Raw genomic sequence first — 22,764 nt, 5'->3', positions numbered from 1 at the left:
AGTACTACTTAAGAATGTCAACTAAGCGTGTATAAACTTAAAAAGTATGCTGTATTAATTATGGCAGCTGGTATAGGTAAGAGATGTGATACTAATGTTCCTAAACAATATATAAAATTAGCTGGTAAGCCTATTTTATTTCATACGATAAAAAAATTCACAGCCAGTAAATACATAGATTATATTAGGGTAGTAATTAATAAGGATCATAAAGAACATTATGATAAGGTAATCATTTCATCAACGAAATTATTAGACCCTGTATATGGTGGAAAAACTAGACAAGAATCAGTAAAACTAGGGCTAGAAAGCCTGCAGCAGATTTCTGTTCAATATGTAATAATACATGATGTCTGTAGGCCTTTTGTCTCTTTAGGATTAATTGAAAGATTGATTAAATGTATGAGAGATAGCTGTGACGGGATTGTGCCTGTAGTTAACATTGAAGATACAGTATCATTAATCAGCGATCACTCAATAGAATCTACAATTTGTAGAACAAAATTAAGAGCTGTGCAAACTCCACAAATTTTTAATTTTCAAGAGTTATTATTACACCATCAATTCACCAAGGAATTATTTACTGATGACTCATCATTAATGATAGCACATAAAAAGTGTATAATAATCGTTCCTGGTGAGAAATCCAATATAAAATTAACTACACAGGAGGATATTGATATGGTAACAAAATTTCGTATTGGTACTGGCTATGATATACATAGATTTGTAAAGACTACAGATAAATGTTTTATCACGATTTGTGGCGTTGAAATTGAACATGACATGGCAATAGATGCACATTCTGATGGTGATGTTGCAATACATGCAATAGTTGATGCAATATTAGGAGCGTTAGGATGTGGGGATATAGGAGAACATTTTCCACCTAGCTCTTCTACATGGGAAGGATGCGACTCATCACATTTTCTTGATTTTGCTGTAAAGAAAGCACACGAAAGAGGGTATGATGTATCCAATTTAGACGTTACATTAATTTGTGAAAGACCTAAAATATCGCCTTATAAAGTAGCAATGAAGAAATCCATAGCAAAGATACTAGGTATAAGTGACGAATATGTCAATATCAAAGCAACAACTGCTGAAAGATTAGGTTCAATTGGAAGAGAGGAAGGAATATTAGCCCATGCTACAGTGTTATTATGTAATACAATGAGTTCCTAGGCTTGCTTAAAGAATAGCAAGAATAAGAATGATGTGAAGAGAAGGAAGACTGATTATAACTAAATAAGGAATTTATGGTATAATAGGTTGAATGAATATGCTAAATGAGGGTAGTATAATGTATAAAAATTTGTATGTTTTAGGTGATAGTTTATCTGATAATGGGGCTTTTGTTGGAATTATAAAACACCTGTCTTTTGCAGAAGAGGTAAAATTTGATCCGCCTGCTTATGAAGGAAAGTCATTTAGTGATGGTAAAGTTGCTGCTGAATGTCTATCTGACTATCTGGGAATAGAACTTAAACCTGGATGGAAATGCTCTATGTGGGGCAGAGAGTGTGAACAAGTAGGTAACAACTATGCAATTTCAAATGCATCAGCTGCTCAGCATGATAATTATATAAGTAGATTTTTCTTTAACAAACTTCGATTAGAGAAGCAAGTGAACGCATTAATTTCACATCATAAGGATATCAGTCAAGATGATTTATTTTTGATAATGATTGGTGGAAATGATATTATGGCAGCTTCATCTCAGAATAGTGATGATGCAAAACAAACGTTAGAACATGCAATAGACGCAGTGTATAATGCTATTGAAATGTTACATCAGAACAATGCTAGCAATATAATTATTGCAAATGCACCAGATATTGGGTTAATACCAGCTTTTAATAAAAACAAAGAGGCATCAAAATTTGCCACAGAGCTTACGGATAGCTTTAACGATCAATTGAAAAACAGTGTGCGAAGTTTACAGCAAAAATATCATAACCTTAAACTAAAGGGGTTTGAACTTAACGCTGAATTTAATAATATCATTAACCAGTATGAAAGCGAAGCCAAGAATTATACAGATGCGGCTACCTCGGACTTTGTAGATAAACTATTAAGCAGTAATAGCTCATGGTATGACAAAGGTAAAATGGTGTCCTATATAGTTACTAGTGGAAGGCTATGGATAAATCCATGTTCTGAGGAAGTGCGTAATGAACATCTGTTTTTTGATTACTTTCATCCAACTAAGCGATCTCACGAATATATAGGAAAGAAGTTATATCAAATGTCTGTAGAATCTCTGCAATCATCTAATTATGATAGTGAAGATGAAGGTGGAAATGATAGGGAAGTTACGTATGATGTAGTTAATATATAAAAATGATTGCAAATTTTATTAAGATCCTGCTATTTAGTTTTAATTGTAAATGATAGAAATTAACGGTCCGGAAATTTGTCTAAGTGGCGATAGAAAAAATGTGATAGTTTGTTTGCATGGTTGGGGTGCAAGTGGTGATAGTTTTATCCATGTTGCTAAGATTATGAGTAAATTTTTACCTTATTCACATTTTATAGCACCCAATGCTCCTTTTGTAAGAAAAACAGGAGGTGGGTATCAATGGTTTGGCTTAGAGAATAGAGCAGAGGAGATATTATATAATGGAGTAAAACATGCTGCATCTATTGTAAATTGCTTTATAGATAAAAAACTGAAGGAAATGGGTCTCAATGATACACAGCTTTCTTTAATCGGGTTTTCACAAGGAGCAATGCTTGCAATACATGCATCGTTAACACGTGTACAGCCATGTTCATCAGTTGTGGCATATTCAGGTAGATTTATCGCACCATCTCAAGTGACGATGGATATTAAGTCAACACCTGAAATGTGTATTATCCATGGAGATGCTGATGATGTTGTACCCTTTTCTTGTTTTGATTTATCAGTGCAAACATTAAAAAAGCATGGAGTAAATATTGAAGCACATGCTATCCATGCATTGGGACATATAATTAATGATGATGGAATAAAATTAGGGGTTGAATTTATTAAAAGAAATTTCTGCTTAAAATAGCCCTTTTAACAAGCTATATTAGTTATAGATATCAGTTGCACATTGCATTCGGGCCATGTAACAATTGTTGAAGGGTTTATTACAGATAGATTTTTCATTGTATCTGTTTTTTTTGTAAACCTTGGGAAATACTCTTGAAAATAAGCCTTGATCTTTTTTATTAGTGCTTTAATGATTTCCCATATTTTATCGGTATCAGGAGCAGAATGTTCGTATTGCTTTAATGCCTTTAGTGTAATTCCTACTTTCACTTCTAGCGATTTTATATAGTTTAAAGCTTCTTCAAAATCATCCTGATTGGAACTAAGAGTTTTGTTATGTAATTTTCTTTTTCTAATACTGCGTTTGGTTAAAACTGTAGTGCTAATTTCATGAAAGACTATAGATGAATCGCTTTTAATTTGCCATTCATTTTTATGTTCTTTTAGGAAGCTTTCAGCTTGCTCTGTAAGCTTTAACAAGGTGTTCAACCTTTCCTCAATATTATGATGGTTTTTTATATCATGATTGATATGCCTTATTATTTTGCTATTCCTTTTGTCTTTATTAATTTGCTTTTCAAATTGCTTCCAGAATTTATCCCTTGACTTTTTAGTGCGGCTTTCACTATTTGTCAATTTTGAAGATATTTTATATGATTGAAATTTGGACATCCTTAGTTACCTCAATATTTACTTAATACAGTGTAAAGATACAATAATTAAATTTTTATGAAGAACTATGCCTAACTTAGCAAATATATTACTAGTAATCGCTTCTTTATTATCTTTTGCTTATCCATTTTTTTCCTATCGCTTACGCTTACCTTTTTTGATATTTTTATCTGTCTTTACATCAATGGCTATCTTAGTTTACTGCCATATTACAAATGATTTTTCAATAGAAAATGTATATTATAATTCACATAGTACAAAGCCTCTACTTTATAAAATTTCTGGTGTATGGGGTAATAAAGAAGGGTCAATGCTACTTTGGACTTTAGTATTGACCTTATATTTATTTTTAATGGACATTATCATTGATGATAATAATCTTCTTAAGAGAGTTGCTGTAACAGTACAAGCATTAATATGTTTATGTTTTGTGTTATTTACACTATTAAAGTCTAATCCTTTTATTAAGATGCCATATATAGTTTCAGATGGATTGGGTTTTAATCCAATCCTACAAGATATAGGGCTTGCTATTCACCCCCCAATACTATATTTAGGGTATCTTGGTTTTAGTGCAACATTCTCATTAGCAATAGCTGGACTAATTAAACAAACTGAAGGTAATATATGGGCTAAAATTGTTAGACCTTGGGTTCTTATTTCTTGGTCATTGTTAACTTTAGGTATCAGTTTAGGTAGTTGGTGGGCATACCGGGAGCTTGGTTGGGGAGGATTCTGGTTCTGGGATCCGGTAGAAAATATTTCTCTCATGCCATGGTTAATTGGGATAGCCTTAATACATTTATTACTGATAGTAAGAAACTTTAATGTTTTAAAAAATTTTGCAGTTTTACTGACACTTATAACTTTTTCTTTAGGTATTACTGGAACTTTTCTAGTGCGTTCAGGTATATTATCATCAGTGCATGCATTTACAAATGATCAAATGTATGGATTCTATCTTTTAGTGTTGCTCAGTATGATTACTGGTAGTGCTCTCTTGGTATTTATCTTCTACAAAAGAAAGAGTTCTGTAAATATAACATTCCCTATATTTTCACGTTTTACAATTATTCTTATAAATAACTTACTGTTTATCACAGCTTTTTTTGTTATCTTTTCTGGTACATTATACCCAATTTTGCTTAAGTATTTAACTGGTGAATTAATCTCTGTTGGAACACCATATTATAATATTCTATTTAACCCTATTGTGTTAATCATTTTAATATTTACTATAATCGGACAATATTGTCGTTGGCAGGGAAATAGTCTGTTGCCTATTTTCAGTGAGTATAGGTTTTCATTCTGTAGCGCTGCAGCAATTTTACCGTTTATATTGCACATGCAATTAATGATAATTTTATCTATTGTAATTTCGGTAGGGTTATTAATTTTTATTTTAGAGGCATATAGTAAAAGAATTCGCTTATTTAAATCTTCATTAAGCGAATCTATTACATTAGCACAAAGGGTTTCTAAAACCTATTATGCCATGATGATAGCCCATGCAGGTGTTGCACTTTTGGTGCTCGGGATAGCCTGTTCTATTGGCTGGCAAGAGGAAAAAGAAGCTTATCTTAAAATAGGTGATAGTATTACAGTTAATAAATTTAAGGCAACTTTACAAAATGTTGAATTAGTAAAAGAAAAAAACTTTCATGCAGTGAAAGCAACTATTAGTATTCAAAATCTATTAAATAATAAAATTTTAGGTAATGTAATGCCTGAATATAGGTTCTACCTTATAGAAGGGCAGAGGAATATTGAGAGTAGTATTTACCACAACTTGTTTTCTGATATTTATGTAATAGTAGGGGAATTTAATAAGCGTGCTATTGCAACTAAAGTATATTATAAGCCTGCTATGTCTGTTATCTGGATTGGATCTATATTTATTGCACTTGGATCTTTGCTTGCTATGCTGTAATTTAGATTGACACAGCATCTTGTTCAATTAATATTAAAACATATTTACTTAAGTTCATTAAAGTATGTTTATTTACGAAGCATCTGCTGTACCTTCAACAGGTTCTTTCTTCATCAACTTATTACCGTTAGTTTTAATATCTTTAGTATTTTATTTTTTAATTTTACGTCCACAACAAAATAAGGTCAAAGAACATAAAAGTATGATTAATTCGATAAAGCGTGGAGATACAGTAATAACTTCTGGCGGTATAATAGGTGAAGTGAATAAAGTAGATGAAGCTAATGCACAATTTGTTATTGAAATTGCACCAAAAATTGAAGTAAAAGTTCTTAAATCTGCTGTATCTGAAGTATCGGTACAAGCTAATAAAAAAAATAAGGATAAGGAGCAAAACACACCAAAGAAAAATGATAAAAGTAAAGATTCCTAGTGGGTTTGGCGGTTATTTGTGTGCGGGATATTTGGTGTAGTAAGTAGTGGCAGTTCAGTAGTACAGACTCTGCTTACTGGGTTACAGAAATTGGAGTATAGAGGTTACGATTCTGCTGGTATAGCCATTATAAATAAGGCAGGAAAAATAGAGGTAAAAAAATCTGAAGGTAGGGTTGCAGAATTATGTAGAATAGTAAGCGATAGCGATATGTCTAACAGCACAGTTGGTATTGCTCATACACGCTGGGCTACGCATGGGATGCCTACCTTAAAAAATGCTCACCCAATTCATACAAACAAGGTCGTGGTTGCTCATAATGGTATCATTGAAAATTATCAGTTATTAAAAAAAATCCTAGAAGATCGTGGAATACCGTTTTACACTGATACTGATACTGAAGTTATACCAAATATATTGACTTTATACCTGAATGAAGGTCTATCTCCTATTGATGCTTTATTCAAGTGTATGAATGACCTATATGGTTCATTTGCGCTGGTGTTATTATTTGCAGAATATCCAGATACTCTATTTGTGACCAAACGAAATTTGCCACTTACAATAGGATATAATTGTGGAGCAATATTTGCTGCATCTGATTCAAATACTTTAGGTTCATTTGTGGATAGGATATCGCATTTAGAAGATAATGATGTTGCAGTAGTCAAGTTTGGTAAGGTAGAGATATATAATAATGGTACACAAGTTAAACGTAACATAGAACGTAATAATTTTAGTGATTCTTTAATTAGTAAAAATGGTTATTCTAATTTTATGCTCAAAGAAATTTTTGATCAACCATGTTCCTTAAATAATACTATAAATCAATTTTATAAAGATTTTGTATCTGTAGACCCAAAATTATTCTCTAAGCTTACGCATATTACTATTATCGGATGTGGATCATCTTATTTTGCAGGATTAATAGCAAAATACTGGCTGGAAAGCATAGCACAAATTAGAGTGTATTTGGAAATTTCATCAGAATTTAGATATAGTGCTGTTAAATTAGAAGAGAAAAGTATTGGCTTATTTATTTCACAGTCTGGGGAAACGGCAGATACAATAGAAGCATTACGGTATGCTACATCACAAAGACAGATTACTATTGGTATAACAAATACGTTTAACAGTAGTATAACCAAAATATCAGATATTGTATTACATACTCTGGCAGGTCCAGAAATTGGTGTAGCTTCGACCAAGACTTTCTCAAGTCAACTTGCTACATTAGCATGTTTTACAGTAGAACTTGCAAAAATAAAAGGTATATTAAGTAGTGATGGGTTGAAAAATGCTATATATTCAATTTCTAAACATGCCGAGTCTGTTTTAACCATTGGAAAGATAGAGCGTATAGCTGATATTATACTAAAATACAGTAATATTATTCTTATTGGTAGAGGTAGTGCGTATGGTGTGGCGATGGAAGGCGCATTAAAAATCAAAGAACTGTCATATATTAATACAATTGCGATTGCTTCTGGGGAAATGAAGCACGGCTCAATTGCTCTTATAGATGATGCTGTCATCGTTATTGCCATTGTTCCTTATAATAATTTGTTTTTTAAGACATTATCTAATATACAAGAAATAGTTGCACGCAATGGTAGGGTTATTGCTTTTAGCGATAAGCAAGGTATACCATTTCTTGGGGAAATTTGTGAAAATATAGTGGAACTTCCTGAAACGGATGACTTTATTGCCCCAATTATATATACTATAGCTATGCAACTGCTTGCATACTTTATTACAGTGAAAAAAGGGTTGAATGCTGATTATCCGAGAAATTTAGCCAAATCTGTTACAGTTGAATAGAACATTTTTAAGATCATCAGTAGTACTGATAATAAAGTGAAAAGAACGTAGAAGCAATTAATATACTGAAGTATAAGTGCTATGATTCTGGTAGTGAATTTCACAGTTGATCCATGACTATCTTGGGTTTTTGGGTAGGTACATTCTTTTGTGTTGCTCTATCTGTCCATAAAGTTTCACCTTGTTGGAATTTTTGGTATCTACTAAAGCTTCCTTTTTCTATAACAGTTTTAACTGGCATAACTTCTAATAGGAACTCTTTACCTACTATTTCTCTAATTTTTTGTAGTGCATTCCAGAAGTTTTGATTTTCAACTTTGACATGTATATTATGATAATCTTCTTTAGTATAATATAACTTAATATTGAGTTTACCTAAGCTAGTGTAAAACGTTAAGATAACCGCTCTATTATCTGATATGTTGGTATAATTCCTTTGAAGATCTCTTTCAATTTTTATCTCTATTTCGTTATCACCTATACTTACCACCCAATTTTGAATTACTTCTATTGAACTCTAAAGCTTGTATACCTCGTATTGTCTGTGCAACATTTTTCTTGAGAAAATTCTATATAGAATGTTTTATTATCTATTTCTACACTTTTGAATGTTCCGTTAATCACTGCACTTTCTCTGATTTTTCTGAGTTTTATATGTTTATTGTTTATTTGTGGTTTGATTTTTTGTTCTATTCTTGTGCATATTTTGTTTATTTTCTGCATAATTTTCTCACTGAAATCTGCTCTGCTTAATAACAGAACTGAACTAATCGTCCACAGAAATTCAATGGGCATTTGTTTTGGCATTGCGTAATGCGTAAAAAATTATAGCTTATATATATAACTTATATATAATGAATTATAGCTTATATATTAAATATGGAAGTAAGAGTATGCCGTATAAAAGAAATGCCATAGTAGAAAATCTAAGAGAAGTTTTGACTAGATTAGAGTCTGCAATTGTAAATAATGAATCTCAAATAAAATTTGGTGACTCAAAAGCAGGTATTATTCCAAGCCGTCGTAAGGTTATTGTAGAAAGTATACTGAATCATTTGGAGGATTCTACTAAAGATAACTATAGTATTATGATTGATGCTGAAACTGGGTATGGAAAGACATATGATATTGGATTGTTGAGTTATATATCAGCTCAAGCAGGATATAGTCATCTTATTGCTGTGCCAAATCAGAGCTCTCTAATGAATCAGGCTAAAGACATGATCAGTGGTGCGTTTCCTGTGAATATTTGTACAGCATATTCTATAGATGAATTAATAAATCTCTTACAACAAAAAAATGCTGGACCTACTACACTAATAGTACAACATAGTTTGCTTTTCAAAGAAGAAAATTTTAAGAAATTACGAGCAGTTTTATTCGATCAACAAAAACAAGAGCTATTGATTAGTGTTGATGAGGCTGACAGTATTCATGATGAAGTATCGTTTAATAATTTACGTAAACTTCATACAGAATATAACCCATTTTATTGGACTGCAACACCAGATGCAAGATTCAGTAACATATGTGGCAAAATTATCAGTCCTGCAAGGTCCAATAGAAAATGCATTATCTCTGTAATAAGAGCTGAGAATGTGATTACAAAAACGAACTATGCAACAAAGTTTAAATTAGTGGTTGCTGTATCTTTATTTACAGAAGTAATGCCTTACTTTTTACTATCGCTAGTTTTAAACAAATTTATTCCTTGTGCTACAGCAAAGATTGGTTTGACCTCTGGTGTTGGTTTAGCCTCTTTTATGATAAATAATCTGATAATTGGGTGTGTGCTCATGGTCATTACTGTATTGCTCACGTGTATTGTTTGCTATGTATGCAAAAAAGTATTTGATTTAGATGTAGGGGCTGCTTATTTAAAAAGATTTATTGCTAATTTAAAAAATTTGTTTGAGTATGAAGAGCCTAGTCCAGCATATGAATATATTGAACAATGTGAAGAAACTTTTAAATACAGAGAAATTGTTTCTTGTATTATAGATCCGCAAAATGCAAAAGAAGTATTATCGTTGATAAGATGGAATGTGCATAGCCCTATAACAGAGAGTGCTCTAATCTTAGCTAATGACATAGATAATATAATGAATCTTAATTTTATTTTGCAAAATGAAGATAAAATATATCAAAATGGTAAAATATTACCTCTGAAGCGTCATGCTCTTTATAATCAAATCGAACCTGAAGATGTAAGTTATGGATACTATAGACTAAAGTTGCGTGAACAAAATTTTGTAAACTGTATTAAGCAGCAATATCCTAATATATCAGAAGATTGTATATCAAAGTTAAAAGATAAAATTGATCTTACAAATAGTACTCCTCAATACTTAAAATATAGGGTGCTACACGGGTTTATAGACCTTACACTTCAATATTTGACAGGATACGATAATACTGAGCTGGATAAACAGAGGAAAGAAGATTTACTAAAGTTAGTAAATTTGATATGTAATAAACTCCTAATAGATTGTCCTGATGGAAAAATAGAAGAGCGTGATATTGAAAAGCTTATCTGTTTTCTAGAAGAGAAAGGTTTTAGTAAAGACTTTGCAAGAAATCAGTTATTGCCACAAATCAAAGATGTTATTTTATTTCTCACAAATTACTCGGGTGATAATCAAAAGTTAATTATAGATAACTGGCGCTTAAGTAACGAGCTGCATTTTTTAATGCACAGGTTTATGAAAAGCTGTGATAATTTAAATTTATTCTGTAAACAAAATAAGTGTATATTTGCAGGATTTGATAGCAATGATCTTCATATTGCAGAAAAGAAACCTTTTTTCAAGATATCATATAATGATGGCAAATGTGATGCTGAGTATTGTGATTATGACGATTGTGATATCGAAACGTTAGCTAAATGTGGTTTAATAACCCTTGTAGATGGATCAAAAGGTCGTGGATTTGATAGTGAATACAACCATGTTGTATCAATGTTTACGCAATCTTATAGTGAATTTAATAATCCTTCAGATACACTGCAAAACCTTGGTAGGAATAGAGAACGTAACCCTTATAGACAGTCGTGGTTTTTTGTTGCTTATGGCCGTAAAACTAAATTGTTTGTAGAAGATGTGCTAAATAAGTTAAATTTAGAACAAACGGCTTTTTTCAAAAAGGTTTTGTTGCCTGCTCAGAAAAAATTCAATAAGTTAAAAAAAGGTAGAATTGGTATAGAGCTAAAACAACAGATAGAAATATATGTTGCTAATGTGATAAATAAAAAAGCTGAACATGAAGGTTTAAGGTATGACATTTTAAAGGGTTACATTAATGCATTAGTTTTTAAAACTTATCAAGAATTACATAAGATGAATCACTTCAATGAAAAAGAAACATTGAAGGATCTGAAGAAAACCTTAAAGGATACAGAAAAATATCTTTCCAAATACGAAGACAGAATCAGAAACAAAGGTAGATTAGATATTTTATATAGGATGGGGTATTCTGTTGTAAGTATAATGATGAAGGCTATATATTATCTATGGGTTGCTTCTGATAGAATAATATTTAAAGTGCAACACGCATTAAATATAGGTAAGAATGTTAACTGCAATAAAGCTATCACATATATTCATATAGTCAATAACTACAGCCTTGAAAGAGTATTAAAATGTCAAAAAGTCATGAACAAGGCTTATGAACTAGCTAATAAGTATAGCAATCAAGATATGAAAAAAATATTAAATCTTGTGCAAAGTAAAATATATATTAATGTACTTGATCAATCTATTTCTGCCTTATCGGAAAGTGACTTGTTAACAATACTTAATGTATTATACCCACGTGATGATAATAAAGATAGGTTGAATAAAATAATACAATTCAAGACAGATTTAACTAACTTATCGCAAGAAAAAATGATGGGTAAATATCAGTGTTTAGAATTATTAAATATTGTAAAGTATATCAATAAAGTAAACAATGAAATTGTTAAATGTCAAAAGTATTATTACTCTATAGATGATAATAATAATTCTGCGTCTTGTTTAGGGGTACATTATAAAGTACTCGAAGCACTAGATGCTAGATCTTATTACACGTGGGAACAATTCTCTATCAAGTGGGAACAGAAAGAAGTCGATCTATACTCTCTGGGATACTACTTGGTTAATTTTGTTTATAATATAGTGACAACATCGGCCATAATTTATTTCTGGGATTTGTGTAAGTATTCACTTACGCGTACTATAAAAGTTATTCCTATAAATTATATAGATTCTTTATTCTACACTATTACATCTTTTACACAAACTATTCCTATCGATATTACGGCTTTTGCACAAACTATTCCTATCCATTTTATGGACCCATTTGTTAGCATTTCTGTTAGCATTTTTATGTCTGCGTGGTGTCTGCTATTTACATTTATGCAGTTGAATAGAGATGCATTTACAGGATTTTTATTTGATATTAACATTAATAAAGATGTACTGCTTGATATGAATAAATTAGAGCTTATAGACAAGCAAGAAGAGGTTAACAGTGTTATTAATGTTCAAGGTATAATTAACCTGATTAATCAACAAGAGGGGAAAGATGCTTTTATGCCAGTAACAAGTTAAGATATTTTGTTGTCATACAAATATTTATTGTTAAGCTTAAACTATGAATAAATGTCAAAATAATGGAGCTCTGCTACTCATTTGATGATATACTCTTATTTCCTGCATATTCCGATATGTTGCCACGTGATGTCGACACACGGACCTACTTAACAAATGATATAGAATTGAGTATACCTCTTATCTCTTCTGCTATGGATACTGTAACTGAGTCTCGTTTTGCAATAGTTATCGCTCAGCATGGAGGTATAGGTTGTATACATAAAAATTTATCGATTGATGAGCAAATTGCAGAAGTGCGGAAGGTAAAGAAATATGAAAATTGGATTGTATATGATCCAATTACTATTGCACCAACTAAAACAGTGGAAGAAGCTATTTTACTAATGAAAGAGTATAATTACTCTGGTATTCCAGTAGTTGATCAACAAAAATTGGTGGGGATTTTAACAAATCGCGATATTAGATTCATTGACGATACCAGTGTAAAGGTTTCTGAAGTAATGACACGTGATAAATTAGTTACAGTGCATGAAAACGAGGTAGATAATATATCTGCAATGAAATTACTCCATAAGAACAGAATAGAGAAACTATTAGTGATAGATAAAAATTTTCATTGTATTGGTTTGATTACAGTGAAGGATATTGAAAAATATAGTAAATATCCAAATTCATCTAAGGATAGTAAAGGACGTTTAAGAGTTGCGGCAGCAATTGGTACTGGTAGAAAAGATGGTGTTGAACGATGTGAAGCATTAATTGGAGAAGAAGTTGATGTAGTGATATTGGACACTGCACACGGACATTCTGCTGGTGTGATTAATACTATTAAGGAAATTAGAAAAATGTATCCAGATATACAAATAATAGGTGGTAACATTGCAACACAAGAAGCAGCAGAATCATTAATTGATGCAGGTGTGGATGCAGTTAAAGTAGGTATGGGGCCTGGTTCAATATGCACTACACGAATAGTTACTGGTGTTGGTATTCCGCAGTTTTCTGCAATTAAAAATATTGCAGAAATATGCAAAATAAGGAATGTTCGTTTAATTGCTGATGGTGGAATAAAGTATTCAGGAGATATTGCTAAAGCTATTGCAGCTGGTGCAGATTCTGTCATGATAGGATCAATTTTTGCTGGTACAGATGAAAGTCCAGGTGAGGTTATTATTTACAAGGGTAGAGCATACAAGAGCTATCGTGGTATGGGTTCTATCAGCGCGATGAAGAGAGGATCTGCAAGCCGCTATTATCAGGATAAAGATTCAAAAATGAAATTGGTTCCAGAAGGTGTGGAAGGCCGTGTGCCATTTAAAGGCCCAGCATCGCAAGTTATACATCAATTGGTTGGTGGGCTTAAAGCTGCAATGGGATATACTGGCAACAGAGATATTAAAGAGATGAAAAAAAATTGTAAATTTGTTACAATTACTTCTGCAGGATTACGTGAAAGCCACGTGCATGATGTTATCATTACACGAGAAGCTCCAAATTACGATGGTTGATTATAATTGTGGCGGATCTGGAAGAATTAAAGTTGGAACTTAATTTGTTACGCAAACAAATCAATCGCCACAATATATTATATTATCACAAGAGCGAACCAGAAATTACTGATGCTGAATATGATGCTCTTAAAAAAAGAGTATCTGAGATAGCAGAACAGATACCTGAATTTCAAGAAAATTACAATGATATTGGTGCTATGCCTGATGATAGATTTTCTCAGGTAAAACATATAGAGCCTATGCTTTCTCTTGATAATGCTTATGATAATGGTGACATGGAAAGATTTCTATCTAGAGTTAAGAGATTTTTAAATATCAGTGAATTGGAAATAATGTGTGAACCCAAAATAGATGGTGTATCATTTTCAGCAGTATATGAGGATGGGGTATTTGTTAGGGCTGCGACTCGTGGTGATGGTCACATTGGTGAAAATATCACATGTAATGTTGAAACTATAAAAGATTTTCCTAAATTTTTAGCTGATATTAAAGGTAGATTAGAAGTAAGAGGTGAGATATACATTGCTAACGAGGATTTTATTAAACTTAATGAGTTTGCTAACCCGCGTAATGCTGCTTCAGGTTCTCTTAAGCAGTTAGATGCAACTGTGACAGCAAGTAGATCACTTAAATACTTTGCATATTCTATTATAGGTGGAATCATGCAAACGCAATATGAAGTACTACATAGTTTGCAATTGCTTGGTTTTTGTGTAAATAATCATCAATTTTTAGCAAGAAATTTAGATGAGATGTTGGAATTTTATAATGAACTTTATGGTTGCCGTTATGATTTAGGTTATGACATTGACGGTATAGTTTATAAAGTAAATAATTTATCATTACAAAATCGTTTGGGCAACACCAGTAAAGCTCCGCGTTTTGCAATTGCGTATAAGTTTCCTGCTATTTGTGCAAAAACTAAATTAACTAAAATATCTATACAAGTTGGAAGAACAGGAACTTTAACTCCAGTTGCAGAGTTAGTGCCTGTTAATATTGGTGGAGTATTAGTAAGTAGGGCAAGTTTACATAATCAAGATGAAGTCAAACGTAAAGATATAAGGGAAGGGGATATTGTTACTGTAAAACGTGCAGGAGATGTAATTCCACAAGTAATTGAAGTAGATAAAAGCGTTAGATCTGCAAATGTACATGAATTTATATTTCCTAAAACTTGTCCTGAGTGCGGTAGTCCATTAGAAGGGGCCACAATAATTAGATGTACTGGTGAATTTATCTGTAAAGCACAAATTATAGCCAAATTAAAGCACTTTATATCTAAAGACGCATTTGATATTGAGGGATTGGGAGAAAAACAGATAATATTTTTCTATACTCTTGGCTTAATAACCCAGGTTACTGACATTTTTATTTTAGAAGACAAGCTAAAAAGTTTTGATTTATCAGGACAAGAGGGATGGGGTGAAAGATCTGTCACTAAGTTAATAGATTCTATAAGAAGAAAAAAAGCAATTACTTTAGATAGGTTCATATTTTCTTTAGGAATTCGCTCTATAGGTCAAGTCACTGCAGCATTACTTGCACATTATTACTCGTCTTATAAAAATTGGTACCAATCCATGGTTGCATTACCATCAAATGAAACAGTCATGCATGAGTTATTGTGTATAGCTAACATAGGTGTGGAAACTGTAAAATATTTAGAAATATTTTTTTCCAATCAATATAATATAAAGATATTAAATGATCTTGCATCTTATTTAAGTATTCATTCTATTGATTATGAGAATGGTTCAATTTTTTGTAATAAAACTGTAGTCTTTACTGGCACTTTAACTATAAGTAGGGACGAAGCTAAAAATAAAGCTAAAGCTTTAGGAGCAATAGTGAGTTCCAGTCTTTCCAATAAAACTAATTATTTAGTGGTAGGAAGTAATCCAGGATCAAAATATAAAAAAGCGCTAGAGCTTGGTATAGAGATTTTAGCTGAAGATCAATGGCATAGGCTAACTTCAGTTACAGAAAAGATATCATGAGTATTGCTTTTTGGAAAAAGATAATTTAATATTATCATATTTATCAAGGTGGCTAAGAAAACATTCAATGAACTAGTAGAAATGCACTAGTAGAAGAGATTATAAAATATGGTGATTTAAGGTCTCTGAGTGTTGTATAATAGATCTTGAAGGCTTTGCTCAAGAAACTGATATGTCTATTTTATCTACTTTTAATCAAGATAGAATGATTAAAATTTATAATAGTTATATTTCTATCCAAGAAAGAGAAAAGTTATTTAACTCCTTAAGAAAGATTAAAGATGAACATATGCAACCCATTAGTAAATCTGAATATCTGTGGGATCAAGAAGTAGAATTAGGATATTACCGTAGAAAAGGCAAAGCAGATGGAATAATTAGAAAATATAAACCCTTATTAGAGGAAATAAAAAATAATACTTTTTTAGATAAAGGAATTGTTGTGTGTAGTGTTTAATGAAGTGGGAACCAATAAGAATCATGTGTTTTATGGTGGTAATGTTGATGGTTTAGAACGTGAGCTGAAAATTTCTTTTAATATGGAAATAGTTAAAAGAGTAGTAAATAAACTTTTATATAATACAAGATATGATAGAAAATCACTATTAAATTGCATAGTACACATCTTGATCGCGTACCTGAGGATAATTTATTACACTATCTATTACTACATCATACAAAGCAAAAGACACATGTGTTGTCACTTCCACTATTGCTGCACATGCTAAAGCTGCTTGCCACAATGGCCCTAACATTACATTAGGAAATACAGAATTTACAACGGTAGTCATACCAGCAGCAACTGCTGCTGCTGTACACAGCAAAATTATACACCTTATACACCACGAAATATCTTCTGCTTTTTCTTCATTGCGGTGATCACATTCTAACAATGCAAATGTTACTGATATCAACAACACTATAATGAAGAAAGCAGAACCAGCAATAGTGCCAACCATTAATGGAGATAAAGATGCAGAGCTTAGAAGTAACCCTACTACACAACCAGGTAATGCAAATATACAGTCATCTCTTAGAACTTTAGCAGCTTCCTTTTTCCATAGGAAACTTAAGTGTGAAATACACACAACAGTAGAGAATAATGCTGCAGGTCCTATAATCAATCCTGTAATTAAACTTGTAGCAGTTATTCCAGAAAATAAAGGATTTATAATCTGACCAATAATTGTTGAAGCTACCAGATTAGCAATCAGTATACCTAATAATTTAAAGTAATCTTTGTGCTCAAAACCTTTTCTTTCCTTATATAATAAGTAAACTCCCAATACTGTAGTGACTGAAGCAGCGATAATGAAGTTAATTGCTAAAGGCGATAANAACAGACTGATCGGAGAGCGGTCTACCATAATCTGTACAAAAAAAACAACAAGAAAAAAGATCTCTTGCGAAACAGAAAATTATTCAAAAGAGTAAAAAATGTCTCTTTTTGATAAAATTTTCCTTGTTTTAAAGGCTATCCAACTTAATAGTTTCTTGGACCCCAGAAAATCTTCTCTGAGCATTATTAGGTAGAAATGCAGAAGCATGTTTATACTTGAGCAAGAGACTTGCTAGGTATGACCATGTTTCAGAAACAATTCGATAAAAGCATACTTTAAAAAAGGTGAGTTAATGTTAAATTTAGGTAATCAGAATGAGAATGCTCTTTTAGACTTAAAAAGGGCTATATTATATAAGAATACAATGGCATATTATTTTTTAAGACAGTATTATGACACATCCCAAGAAACAGAAGAAACAAAATATCATCTAGAAGAAATTGATTTTCTGTTCTGTTATGCAAATGAATTATATGAACTAGCAGTTGACAAAACCCTCATAATGAGTGATCAGATGAAAGTTTGTATCCAAACGATGAAACTCAGGTGTCAAATAAAACTCAGGACGATGAACTTCATGTGCCGGATGAAAAAATTCAGAAATTATTTGAGAGCGTAAGTCTATATATGTTGTATGGTCAATGCCTGTACAGATTGGAAAGGTATGATGAAGCTTTAGAAGTATTTACAAAGATCAATAAGTTTTATAATTACATTGGTACTGATGAACGAGATAATTTCATTATGCAACAAACATTGTTAATGTGCTGTAAGTGTTATTTAGATCTCAAAAAATTTGACGAGTTTAACGAATGTGCTGAGGATTTAATAGAGGTAAGTGCAGAAGAGCAAGGGCTCATCTCTATTATTATGTTTTGAATTTATAGGCAACTTTAATGTTACTTGCCTTCTCTATTGATTTGTCAAATGCCAATATAAATGCAACACGAGATTGTCTGATTAAGGAGAGTAATAAGTTAATTGCATATATTATTAAGGAAATGCCTAGTCTGAATAGATATATTGTTCCAACTCATTATCTTATATACTTTGATATAAAAAAGGAATTTACAGAATCACTTCTTTTCAGAGGAATAGTAAGATATACGTTAAAAAATTACCAAGAAGCCATATGAAGCAAGTAATATTGTGGTAGCACGCTCTTACTTAATGCGAGCTATTTGCTATTTCTTATTGGGGGAATATGAAAATGCTTTTCAATATTATAATAAGGCAATTAGTGATAGCTGTGGATTAGGTATGGAACTTTTGACAGACGCTTATACATGGAAAATATGTACCCTACAAGGATTATATAGAGAAAAAGAAGCGTCAGATTTCTTTTCTTGCTTATCAAAAATTAAATGTCATAGTGAAAACCAGCCCAGCAATGATGATAGTAATGAAATCCAGCTATCAGGATCTTTGTCTAGTGATATAGAAATAGAACAGATAATTACAAATGAGGTTACCAAATAGTAGAAAGAACTTGAGAAGTATGTATCTATAAACATTGCGCAAAAGCTCTGTTCAAATCTTTCGACAAGCTATTGATTCTGCTGTTTTATGATCTATTTGAACTATTATGCAATACGCTATACTATATCATCTTCAGGCTATGAGGAAAGGGCTATAAAATCTTGTAGCTATAGTTAACGCAAGTATTGCGTTGATTGAAGTAAATATGCGGTAAAGATACATTCTAGTGTTACTATTAATAAAATAAGTAGTGATACACTTATTATATGACCGTTGTAAATACAACTTGATAACCATGTAAACGTTGTCAGTACTAGATGTCTGATAAACATAGACGCTGCAGAAGCAGTACCTTTAGTTTCAGAAAAGATATTGATTAATATATTGAATATCACTGTCTGGCAAATCGCACCGCCAATAGTTGCAATAACTATGGATAATGTTATGAAAGCAGAGAAATCTGGTACAATGATACTAGTTATTAATAGGAATAAAGCACCAACAGCAATTATAATTGTACCATTTATTATGCACCATCTATATCCAAAATATCGTGCAATATCACCAGAAAACAAGCTAATTAGAGCATAACATGCCACAATTGCACTTTGATGAATAGCATATACAGTACCTGGTAATGCAAATGTTTCCATATATAGAGACGGTGCACAAGTGATAAACGAAATATATATAGAAGAAAAAAGCCCTGGCACTAAAGATAATGCAATGAATTTTATATCATAAAATAATCTTTGATAATCTTTTACCATTTTTCTAAAATTAAAAACTGTCAAATCTTTTTTGGTTTCAGGCAACCAAAGTAGCAGTAAAATCCAAGAAATAATACAAATAATTGCTACACTTGTGTAAATTCCACGCCACCCAACAGCTTCATTAATAAGAGAACCTAAAATTGGTGCAAGTGCAATAACTATTGTTACAATTGCATTCATAATGCCGATAAACTTTGTAGCTTTATTACCTTGATAGCAATCTGCAACTATTGCAAACATAACTACAGAAGTACCTGCTCCAATACCTTGGATAAAACGGAATACTAATAACCAAAATATTGACTGTGCAATAACACAACCTGTAGCGCCTATTAGTAACAATGTATGACCTATGATTATTATTTTTCTTCTACCATAGAATTCAGATAATGCTCCAAATAGCAACTCACCTATGCAAAGACCTAAAAAATTATAAACAACTGTTTGTTGAATAACATTATAGGAGACATGAAAGTGGCTAGCTATATCAGGAAAACTAGGGACTGCTATATCAAGCTCAATGTACTGAGCAATTAAAGATAGAACCAGTAAAAAAAACAATAGCATTTCATTATAAATTATTGCTATAGAATAGTTACTATCAAAATGCAGTATGTCAACTTGTTCTCTCGTCTTTTCCTAAATTATCATCATCAAATTCTTCATCATCAAATTCTTCATCCTCGAACTCTTCATCATCAAACAATTCATCTTCATGATAATGTTTAGATTCATCATGTTTTAATTCATCTGGTTCATTATATACTTCATCTTGGGCGTTATATGTAGTAACTGTATCAGATTCTTCTATGGTTTCGTTATTAGTATCACTTGTGATTTCTTTTTTATTAGAAGAAACTTTATTGGGATCGTAAGGTTCTTGTGTTGGTACATAAGTCTGTTTTAATAATTTTTTAGTAAAAGTGCTATCACTATAATATAAGATCTTTTTTGATTTTATCGGATAAGTAGATTCTATAAGAATAATCTGTTCATCACGTGGTAACATTATAACCTCTTGAGGTAATAATAAAGCTCTCTGGGTTTCAGAAATGTGTAAGGACCTTGATGCTGGATTAAGATCTAAAAATTTTGGCCGATTCAAAGATTCCTGCTCAACAGTTTTATTGCCTATTAATTGTGATATCAAATTAGCTGTTTCCATGTTATTAGCAGCAAAAGTTATTCTATAAGTTGAATTTGATAAGAATGAATTCATTCCAGCTTCTTCATATATTCCTTTAAGTTGCTCTGTATCTTGAACAATTAGGAATAACCTGACCCTATAACCACGAAAATAAGCTATGCCTGTTTGGAACTGTTCCATCTTTCCAAGCGTAGGAAACTCATCCATTAAAAATAGCACACCATAAGGTTCATCATCAGATGGCAGTTTTCTACACAAGAATTCAGTTGCTTGTTGATAAAAAACCTGCATTAAAGGTTTTAATCGAGTTAAGTTATCTGGAGTTAATCCAACATATACTGTGGTTTTTTTCTTTTTAAATTCTAAAATATTGAAATCACTTGTTGCAGTTGCAGTATCAATCAATGGGTTTGCCCATAGTTCAAGTGATGAGTTCATAGTTGATACAACACCTGATCTTTCTTTATCAGCTTTTTGTAAAAAGGCTGCAATATTCATATATGCAACAGGGTGTATTATTTTACCCATTGTATCCAACACAACAGCAAGGTTATAGACTACATCATCGCTACGCATAGTACGTACTACCTCACCAAACGACTTAACTTTTTCTGGTGCAGCAATTAGGTATAACACTACTCCAACAAATAGGCTGCGTGCCTCATTTTGCCAGAAATCTTGTTCAGGCATTATCAGATTGGCTATTTTTTGTACATCATCTACCATTTGTCCTGGTTTGCTACTAATCCATTCTAAAGGATTATAACAATGACTTATCCCATCTGGTTGTGCTGGATTCCATACATATACTTTCTGTTTTTGTTGTTTACGCCAACCGCTTGTAATTTCGTAATTTTCTAATTTTATATCGTGTACAATTACTGAATCAGTCCAAAATAAGAGATTCGGAATTACAAAACCAACACCTTTACCAGATCCTGTAGGTGCAAAGAGTAATGCGTGTTGATATCCATCAGCAATAAAATAACCTCTCTTGTCTTTACCTAATAACAGCCCATCTTTGCTTCTTAATCCTATCTTTCGTATATCTTTTTCTGATGCCCATCGAGAATCTCCATGTAGTGATTCTTTTTTCTTAAATGGCCTCCACTCTATTATTCTTTCGCGCAAATTCCATAAGACAATTAACAAAACGCCTATGGGTGATACAAAAGAAATAATCAGTGCGAGCTTTGACGTTAGTGTATAAGTCTCTGAGTGATTCCAAAATAATTCTATGTAATCAAAAATTGTTGGCCATAACCTCTCAGGGAACTTTGTTATACTAGGGTCAATTCCTCTAAAATCGACTTTATCTGGTCCAAATACTAATAAAGTAAACAGTACGCCAGATAAGAAAAAGCAAAATTCTAGTATACTAAAAGATACTACGCTTGCTATAATAATATTGCGTAAATGACTTTGTTTATTGCTCATACTATACAGCTAAACTTTTTAAGTATAATGATAACTTAAAATTATGAAATACAAAAGAATTTTATCTTTTTTACTTCTTAGAACCTGTTCATAATCTTTTGAGAAGTAAAACAGCAAAAGCTAAAACAACCATTTGCAGGCTAGTGTTGAGCTGTTTCTCGCAGTTTTTCCATAATCGTCCAAAGGAGCGTTCCACAACCCATCTTGTTGGCAGTACAACAAAAGAATGCAGTCTCAACAGTTGTACCAATCATCACTTTTATCTTAGTTGCAAAATTCTCTCCCTGAGTCAACTCTTGATCTCCAAAAGGTTTTCTTTTGCATCACTTCTATGGCACCGCTCCTATCAGTCTCTTGTCACGTAAATTGTATGCGTTGCGTATCTACTGAATATGGCGCTTTACCTTTTTCATACCCTTTCTCTTTAGCAGTATCTCTGTTTTTGACACTTTGTGCAAAATAGGAAAAACTACTTTTTGATCTATTCGAACTATTATGAAATACGCTATAAAGGCTATCCAACTCAATAGTTTTTGGATCCCAGAGAATCTTCTCTGAGCATTAATTTCGCAAAAGGTCTTGTAAAAACAAACCTTTAAAGATATTTAAT

The 22,764-nt window shown here is 31.9% G+C and carries 18 protein-coding genes and 1 pseudogene; 13 read left to right on the top strand and 6 right to left on the bottom strand.

Going from position 1 to position 22,764, the window contains the following annotated elements; genetic code table 11:
- The first annotated feature begins 60 nt into the window (after nt 1-60).
- The 3 genes from ispF to BIY23_RS01630 all read left to right on the top strand — a co-directional run bounded on the left by ispF (nt 61) and on the right by BIY23_RS01630 (nt 3,038).
- On the top strand, nt 61-1,185 hold the full coding sequence (ispF, locus tag BIY23_RS01640; RefSeq protein WP_070064860.1) for a 2-C-methyl-D-erythritol 2,4-cyclodiphosphate synthase: 1,125 nt from the start codon (nt 61-63) through the stop codon (nt 1,183-1,185).
- Between the two features lie 118 nt (nt 1,186-1,303).
- Nucleotides 1,304-2,341, top strand: a complete 1,038-nt coding sequence (locus BIY23_RS01635; protein ID WP_186820130.1) for an SGNH/GDSL hydrolase family protein — start codon at nt 1,304-1,306, stop codon at nt 2,339-2,341.
- 49 nt (nt 2,342-2,390) lie between these two features.
- A complete protein-coding gene (locus tag BIY23_RS01630) occupies nt 2,391-3,038 on the top strand; it encodes an alpha/beta hydrolase (protein WP_070064807.1) in 648 nt (215 codons plus the stop codon).
- A gap of 5 nt (nt 3,039-3,043) precedes the next feature.
- Here the strand turns inward: BIY23_RS01630 and BIY23_RS01625 are convergent, their stop codons facing one another.
- Nucleotides 3,044-3,691, bottom strand: a complete 648-nt coding sequence (locus BIY23_RS01625; protein ID WP_070064806.1) for a hypothetical protein — start codon at nt 3,689-3,691, stop codon at nt 3,044-3,046.
- Nucleotides 3,692-3,758: 67 nt separating this feature from the next.
- Between BIY23_RS01625 and BIY23_RS01620 the strand changes: the two genes are divergently transcribed.
- The 3 genes from BIY23_RS01620 to glmS all read left to right on the top strand — a co-directional run bounded on the left by BIY23_RS01620 (nt 3,759) and on the right by glmS (nt 7,875).
- Nucleotides 3,759-5,621: a heme lyase CcmF/NrfE family subunit gene (locus tag BIY23_RS01620; RefSeq protein WP_070064805.1), complete on the top strand. Its 1,863-nt coding sequence runs from the start codon at nt 3,759-3,761 to the stop codon at nt 5,619-5,621.
- Between the two features lie 64 nt (nt 5,622-5,685).
- Complete coding sequence (yajC, locus tag BIY23_RS01615; RefSeq protein WP_070064804.1) at nt 5,686-6,054, top strand: preprotein translocase subunit YajC; 369 nt, start codon at nt 5,686-5,688, stop codon at nt 6,052-6,054.
- An 18-nt stretch (nt 6,055-6,072) separates the two neighbouring features.
- Nucleotides 6,073-7,875 (top strand): glutamine--fructose-6-phosphate transaminase (isomerizing), encoded by a 1,803-nt coding sequence (gene glmS / locus BIY23_RS01610; RefSeq protein WP_070064803.1) that lies wholly within the window; start codon nt 6,073-6,075, stop codon nt 7,873-7,875.
- A gap of 100 nt (nt 7,876-7,975) precedes the next feature.
- Here glmS and BIY23_RS01605 read toward each other — a convergent pair whose 3' ends face one another.
- Both BIY23_RS01605 and BIY23_RS05300 read right to left on the bottom strand, forming a co-directional pair.
- A complete protein-coding gene (locus tag BIY23_RS01605; protein WP_070064802.1) occupies nt 7,976-8,365 on the bottom strand; it encodes a hypothetical protein in 390 nt (129 codons plus the stop codon).
- 17 nt (nt 8,366-8,382) lie between these two features.
- Nucleotides 8,383-8,598: a hypothetical protein gene (locus BIY23_RS05300; protein ID WP_222523867.1), complete on the bottom strand. Its 216-nt coding sequence runs from the start codon at nt 8,596-8,598 to the stop codon at nt 8,383-8,385.
- 170 nt (nt 8,599-8,768) lie between these two features.
- Here BIY23_RS05300 and BIY23_RS01595 point away from each other — a divergent pair, with 170 nt between their 5' ends.
- The 7 genes from BIY23_RS01595 to BIY23_RS01555 all read left to right on the top strand — a co-directional run bounded on the left by BIY23_RS01595 (nt 8,769) and on the right by BIY23_RS01555 (nt 18,797).
- The gene (locus BIY23_RS01595) at nt 8,769-12,464 is read left to right on the top strand and encodes a DEAD/DEAH box helicase family protein (protein WP_186820129.1); all 3,696 of its coding nucleotides are present in this window, start codon (nt 8,769-8,771) and stop codon (nt 12,462-12,464) included.
- A 62-nt stretch (nt 12,465-12,526) separates the two neighbouring features.
- Nucleotides 12,527-13,975, top strand: coding sequence for an IMP dehydrogenase (gene guaB / locus BIY23_RS01590; protein WP_070064799.1), 1,449 nt, complete (start codon nt 12,527-12,529; stop codon nt 13,973-13,975).
- Between the two features lie 8 nt (nt 13,976-13,983).
- A complete protein-coding gene (gene ligA / locus BIY23_RS01585; RefSeq protein WP_070064859.1) occupies nt 13,984-15,978 on the top strand; it encodes an NAD-dependent DNA ligase LigA in 1,995 nt (664 codons plus the stop codon).
- 172 nt (nt 15,979-16,150) lie between these two features.
- Nucleotides 16,151-16,435, top strand: a complete 285-nt coding sequence (locus tag BIY23_RS01580; RefSeq protein WP_070064798.1) for a hypothetical protein — start codon at nt 16,151-16,153, stop codon at nt 16,433-16,435.
- A gap of 1,405 nt (nt 16,436-17,840) precedes the next feature.
- Nucleotides 17,841-18,197 carry a hypothetical protein gene (locus BIY23_RS01565; protein ID WP_148115199.1) on the top strand — a complete coding sequence of 119 codons (357 nt, stop codon included), beginning with the start codon at nt 17,841-17,843 and terminating at the stop codon, nt 18,195-18,197.
- A 17-nt stretch (nt 18,198-18,214) separates the two neighbouring features.
- Entirely contained in the window at nt 18,215-18,454 is a 240-nt protein-coding gene (locus BIY23_RS01560; RefSeq protein WP_070064794.1) for a hypothetical protein, read from the top strand.
- A 13-nt stretch (nt 18,455-18,467) separates the two neighbouring features.
- Nucleotides 18,468-18,797 (top strand): tetratricopeptide repeat protein, encoded by a 330-nt coding sequence (locus BIY23_RS01555; RefSeq protein WP_070064793.1) that lies wholly within the window; start codon nt 18,468-18,470, stop codon nt 18,795-18,797.
- 173 nt (nt 18,798-18,970) lie between these two features.
- On the opposite strand, the gene BIY23_RS01550 is transcribed toward BIY23_RS01555, so the two are convergent.
- The 3 genes and pseudogenes from BIY23_RS01550 to BIY23_RS05710 form a co-directional block, all read right to left on the bottom strand.
- On the bottom strand, nt 18,971-20,137 hold the full coding sequence (locus tag BIY23_RS01550; protein WP_070064792.1) for an MFS transporter: 1,167 nt from the start codon (nt 20,135-20,137) through the stop codon (nt 18,971-18,973).
- Between the two features lie 49 nt (nt 20,138-20,186).
- Nucleotides 20,187-22,154: a type IV secretory system conjugative DNA transfer family protein gene (locus tag BIY23_RS01545; RefSeq protein ID WP_070064791.1), complete on the bottom strand. Its 1,968-nt coding sequence runs from the start codon at nt 22,152-22,154 to the stop codon at nt 20,187-20,189.
- 88 nt (nt 22,155-22,242) lie between these two features.
- Nucleotides 22,243-22,386 (bottom strand): annotated as a pseudogene (locus BIY23_RS05710) (IS5/IS1182 family transposase); the annotation flags it as partial.
- Between the last annotated feature and the right edge of the window lie 378 nt (nt 22,387-22,764).

This window comes from Wolbachia pipientis, assembly GCF_001752665.1.
GTDB lineage: Bacteria > Pseudomonadota > Alphaproteobacteria > Rickettsiales > Anaplasmataceae > Wolbachia > Wolbachia pipientis_A.
This window is presented reverse-complemented; position numbering and strand designations above follow the sequence as displayed.

Coding starts and splice junctions, on each gene's coding strand:
- ispF (WP_070064860.1), top strand. CDS start 61: ATGGCAGCTGGTATAGGTAAGAGATGTGATACTAATGTTCCTAAACAA.
- BIY23_RS01635 (WP_186820130.1), top strand. CDS start 1,304: ATGTATAAAAATTTGTATGTTTTAGGTGATAGTTTATCTGATAATGGG.
- BIY23_RS01630 (WP_070064807.1), top strand. CDS start 2,391: ATGATAGAAATTAACGGTCCGGAAATTTGTCTAAGTGGCGATAGAAAA.
- BIY23_RS01625 (WP_070064806.1), bottom strand. CDS start 3,691: ATGTCCAAATTTCAATCATATAAAATATCTTCAAAATTGACAAATAGT.
- BIY23_RS01620 (WP_070064805.1), top strand. CDS start 3,759: ATGCCTAACTTAGCAAATATATTACTAGTAATCGCTTCTTTATTATCT.
- yajC (WP_070064804.1), top strand. CDS start 5,686: ATGTTTATTTACGAAGCATCTGCTGTACCTTCAACAGGTTCTTTCTTC.
- BIY23_RS05300 (WP_222523867.1), bottom strand. CDS start 8,598: ATGCAGAAAATAAACAAAATATGCACAAGAATAGAACAAAAAATCAAA.
- BIY23_RS01595 (WP_186820129.1), top strand. CDS start 8,769: ATGCCGTATAAAAGAAATGCCATAGTAGAAAATCTAAGAGAAGTTTTG.
- guaB (WP_070064799.1), top strand. CDS start 12,527: ATGGAGCTCTGCTACTCATTTGATGATATACTCTTATTTCCTGCATAT.
- BIY23_RS01580 (WP_070064798.1), top strand. CDS start 16,151: ATGTCTATTTTATCTACTTTTAATCAAGATAGAATGATTAAAATTTAT.
- BIY23_RS01560 (WP_070064794.1), top strand. CDS start 18,215: ATGTTACTTGCCTTCTCTATTGATTTGTCAAATGCCAATATAAATGCA.
- BIY23_RS01550 (WP_070064792.1), bottom strand. CDS start 20,137: ATGCTATTGTTTTTTTTACTGGTTCTATCTTTAATTGCTCAGTACATT.
- BIY23_RS01545 (WP_070064791.1), bottom strand. CDS start 22,154: ATGAGCAATAAACAAAGTCATTTACGCAATATTATTATAGCAAGCGTA.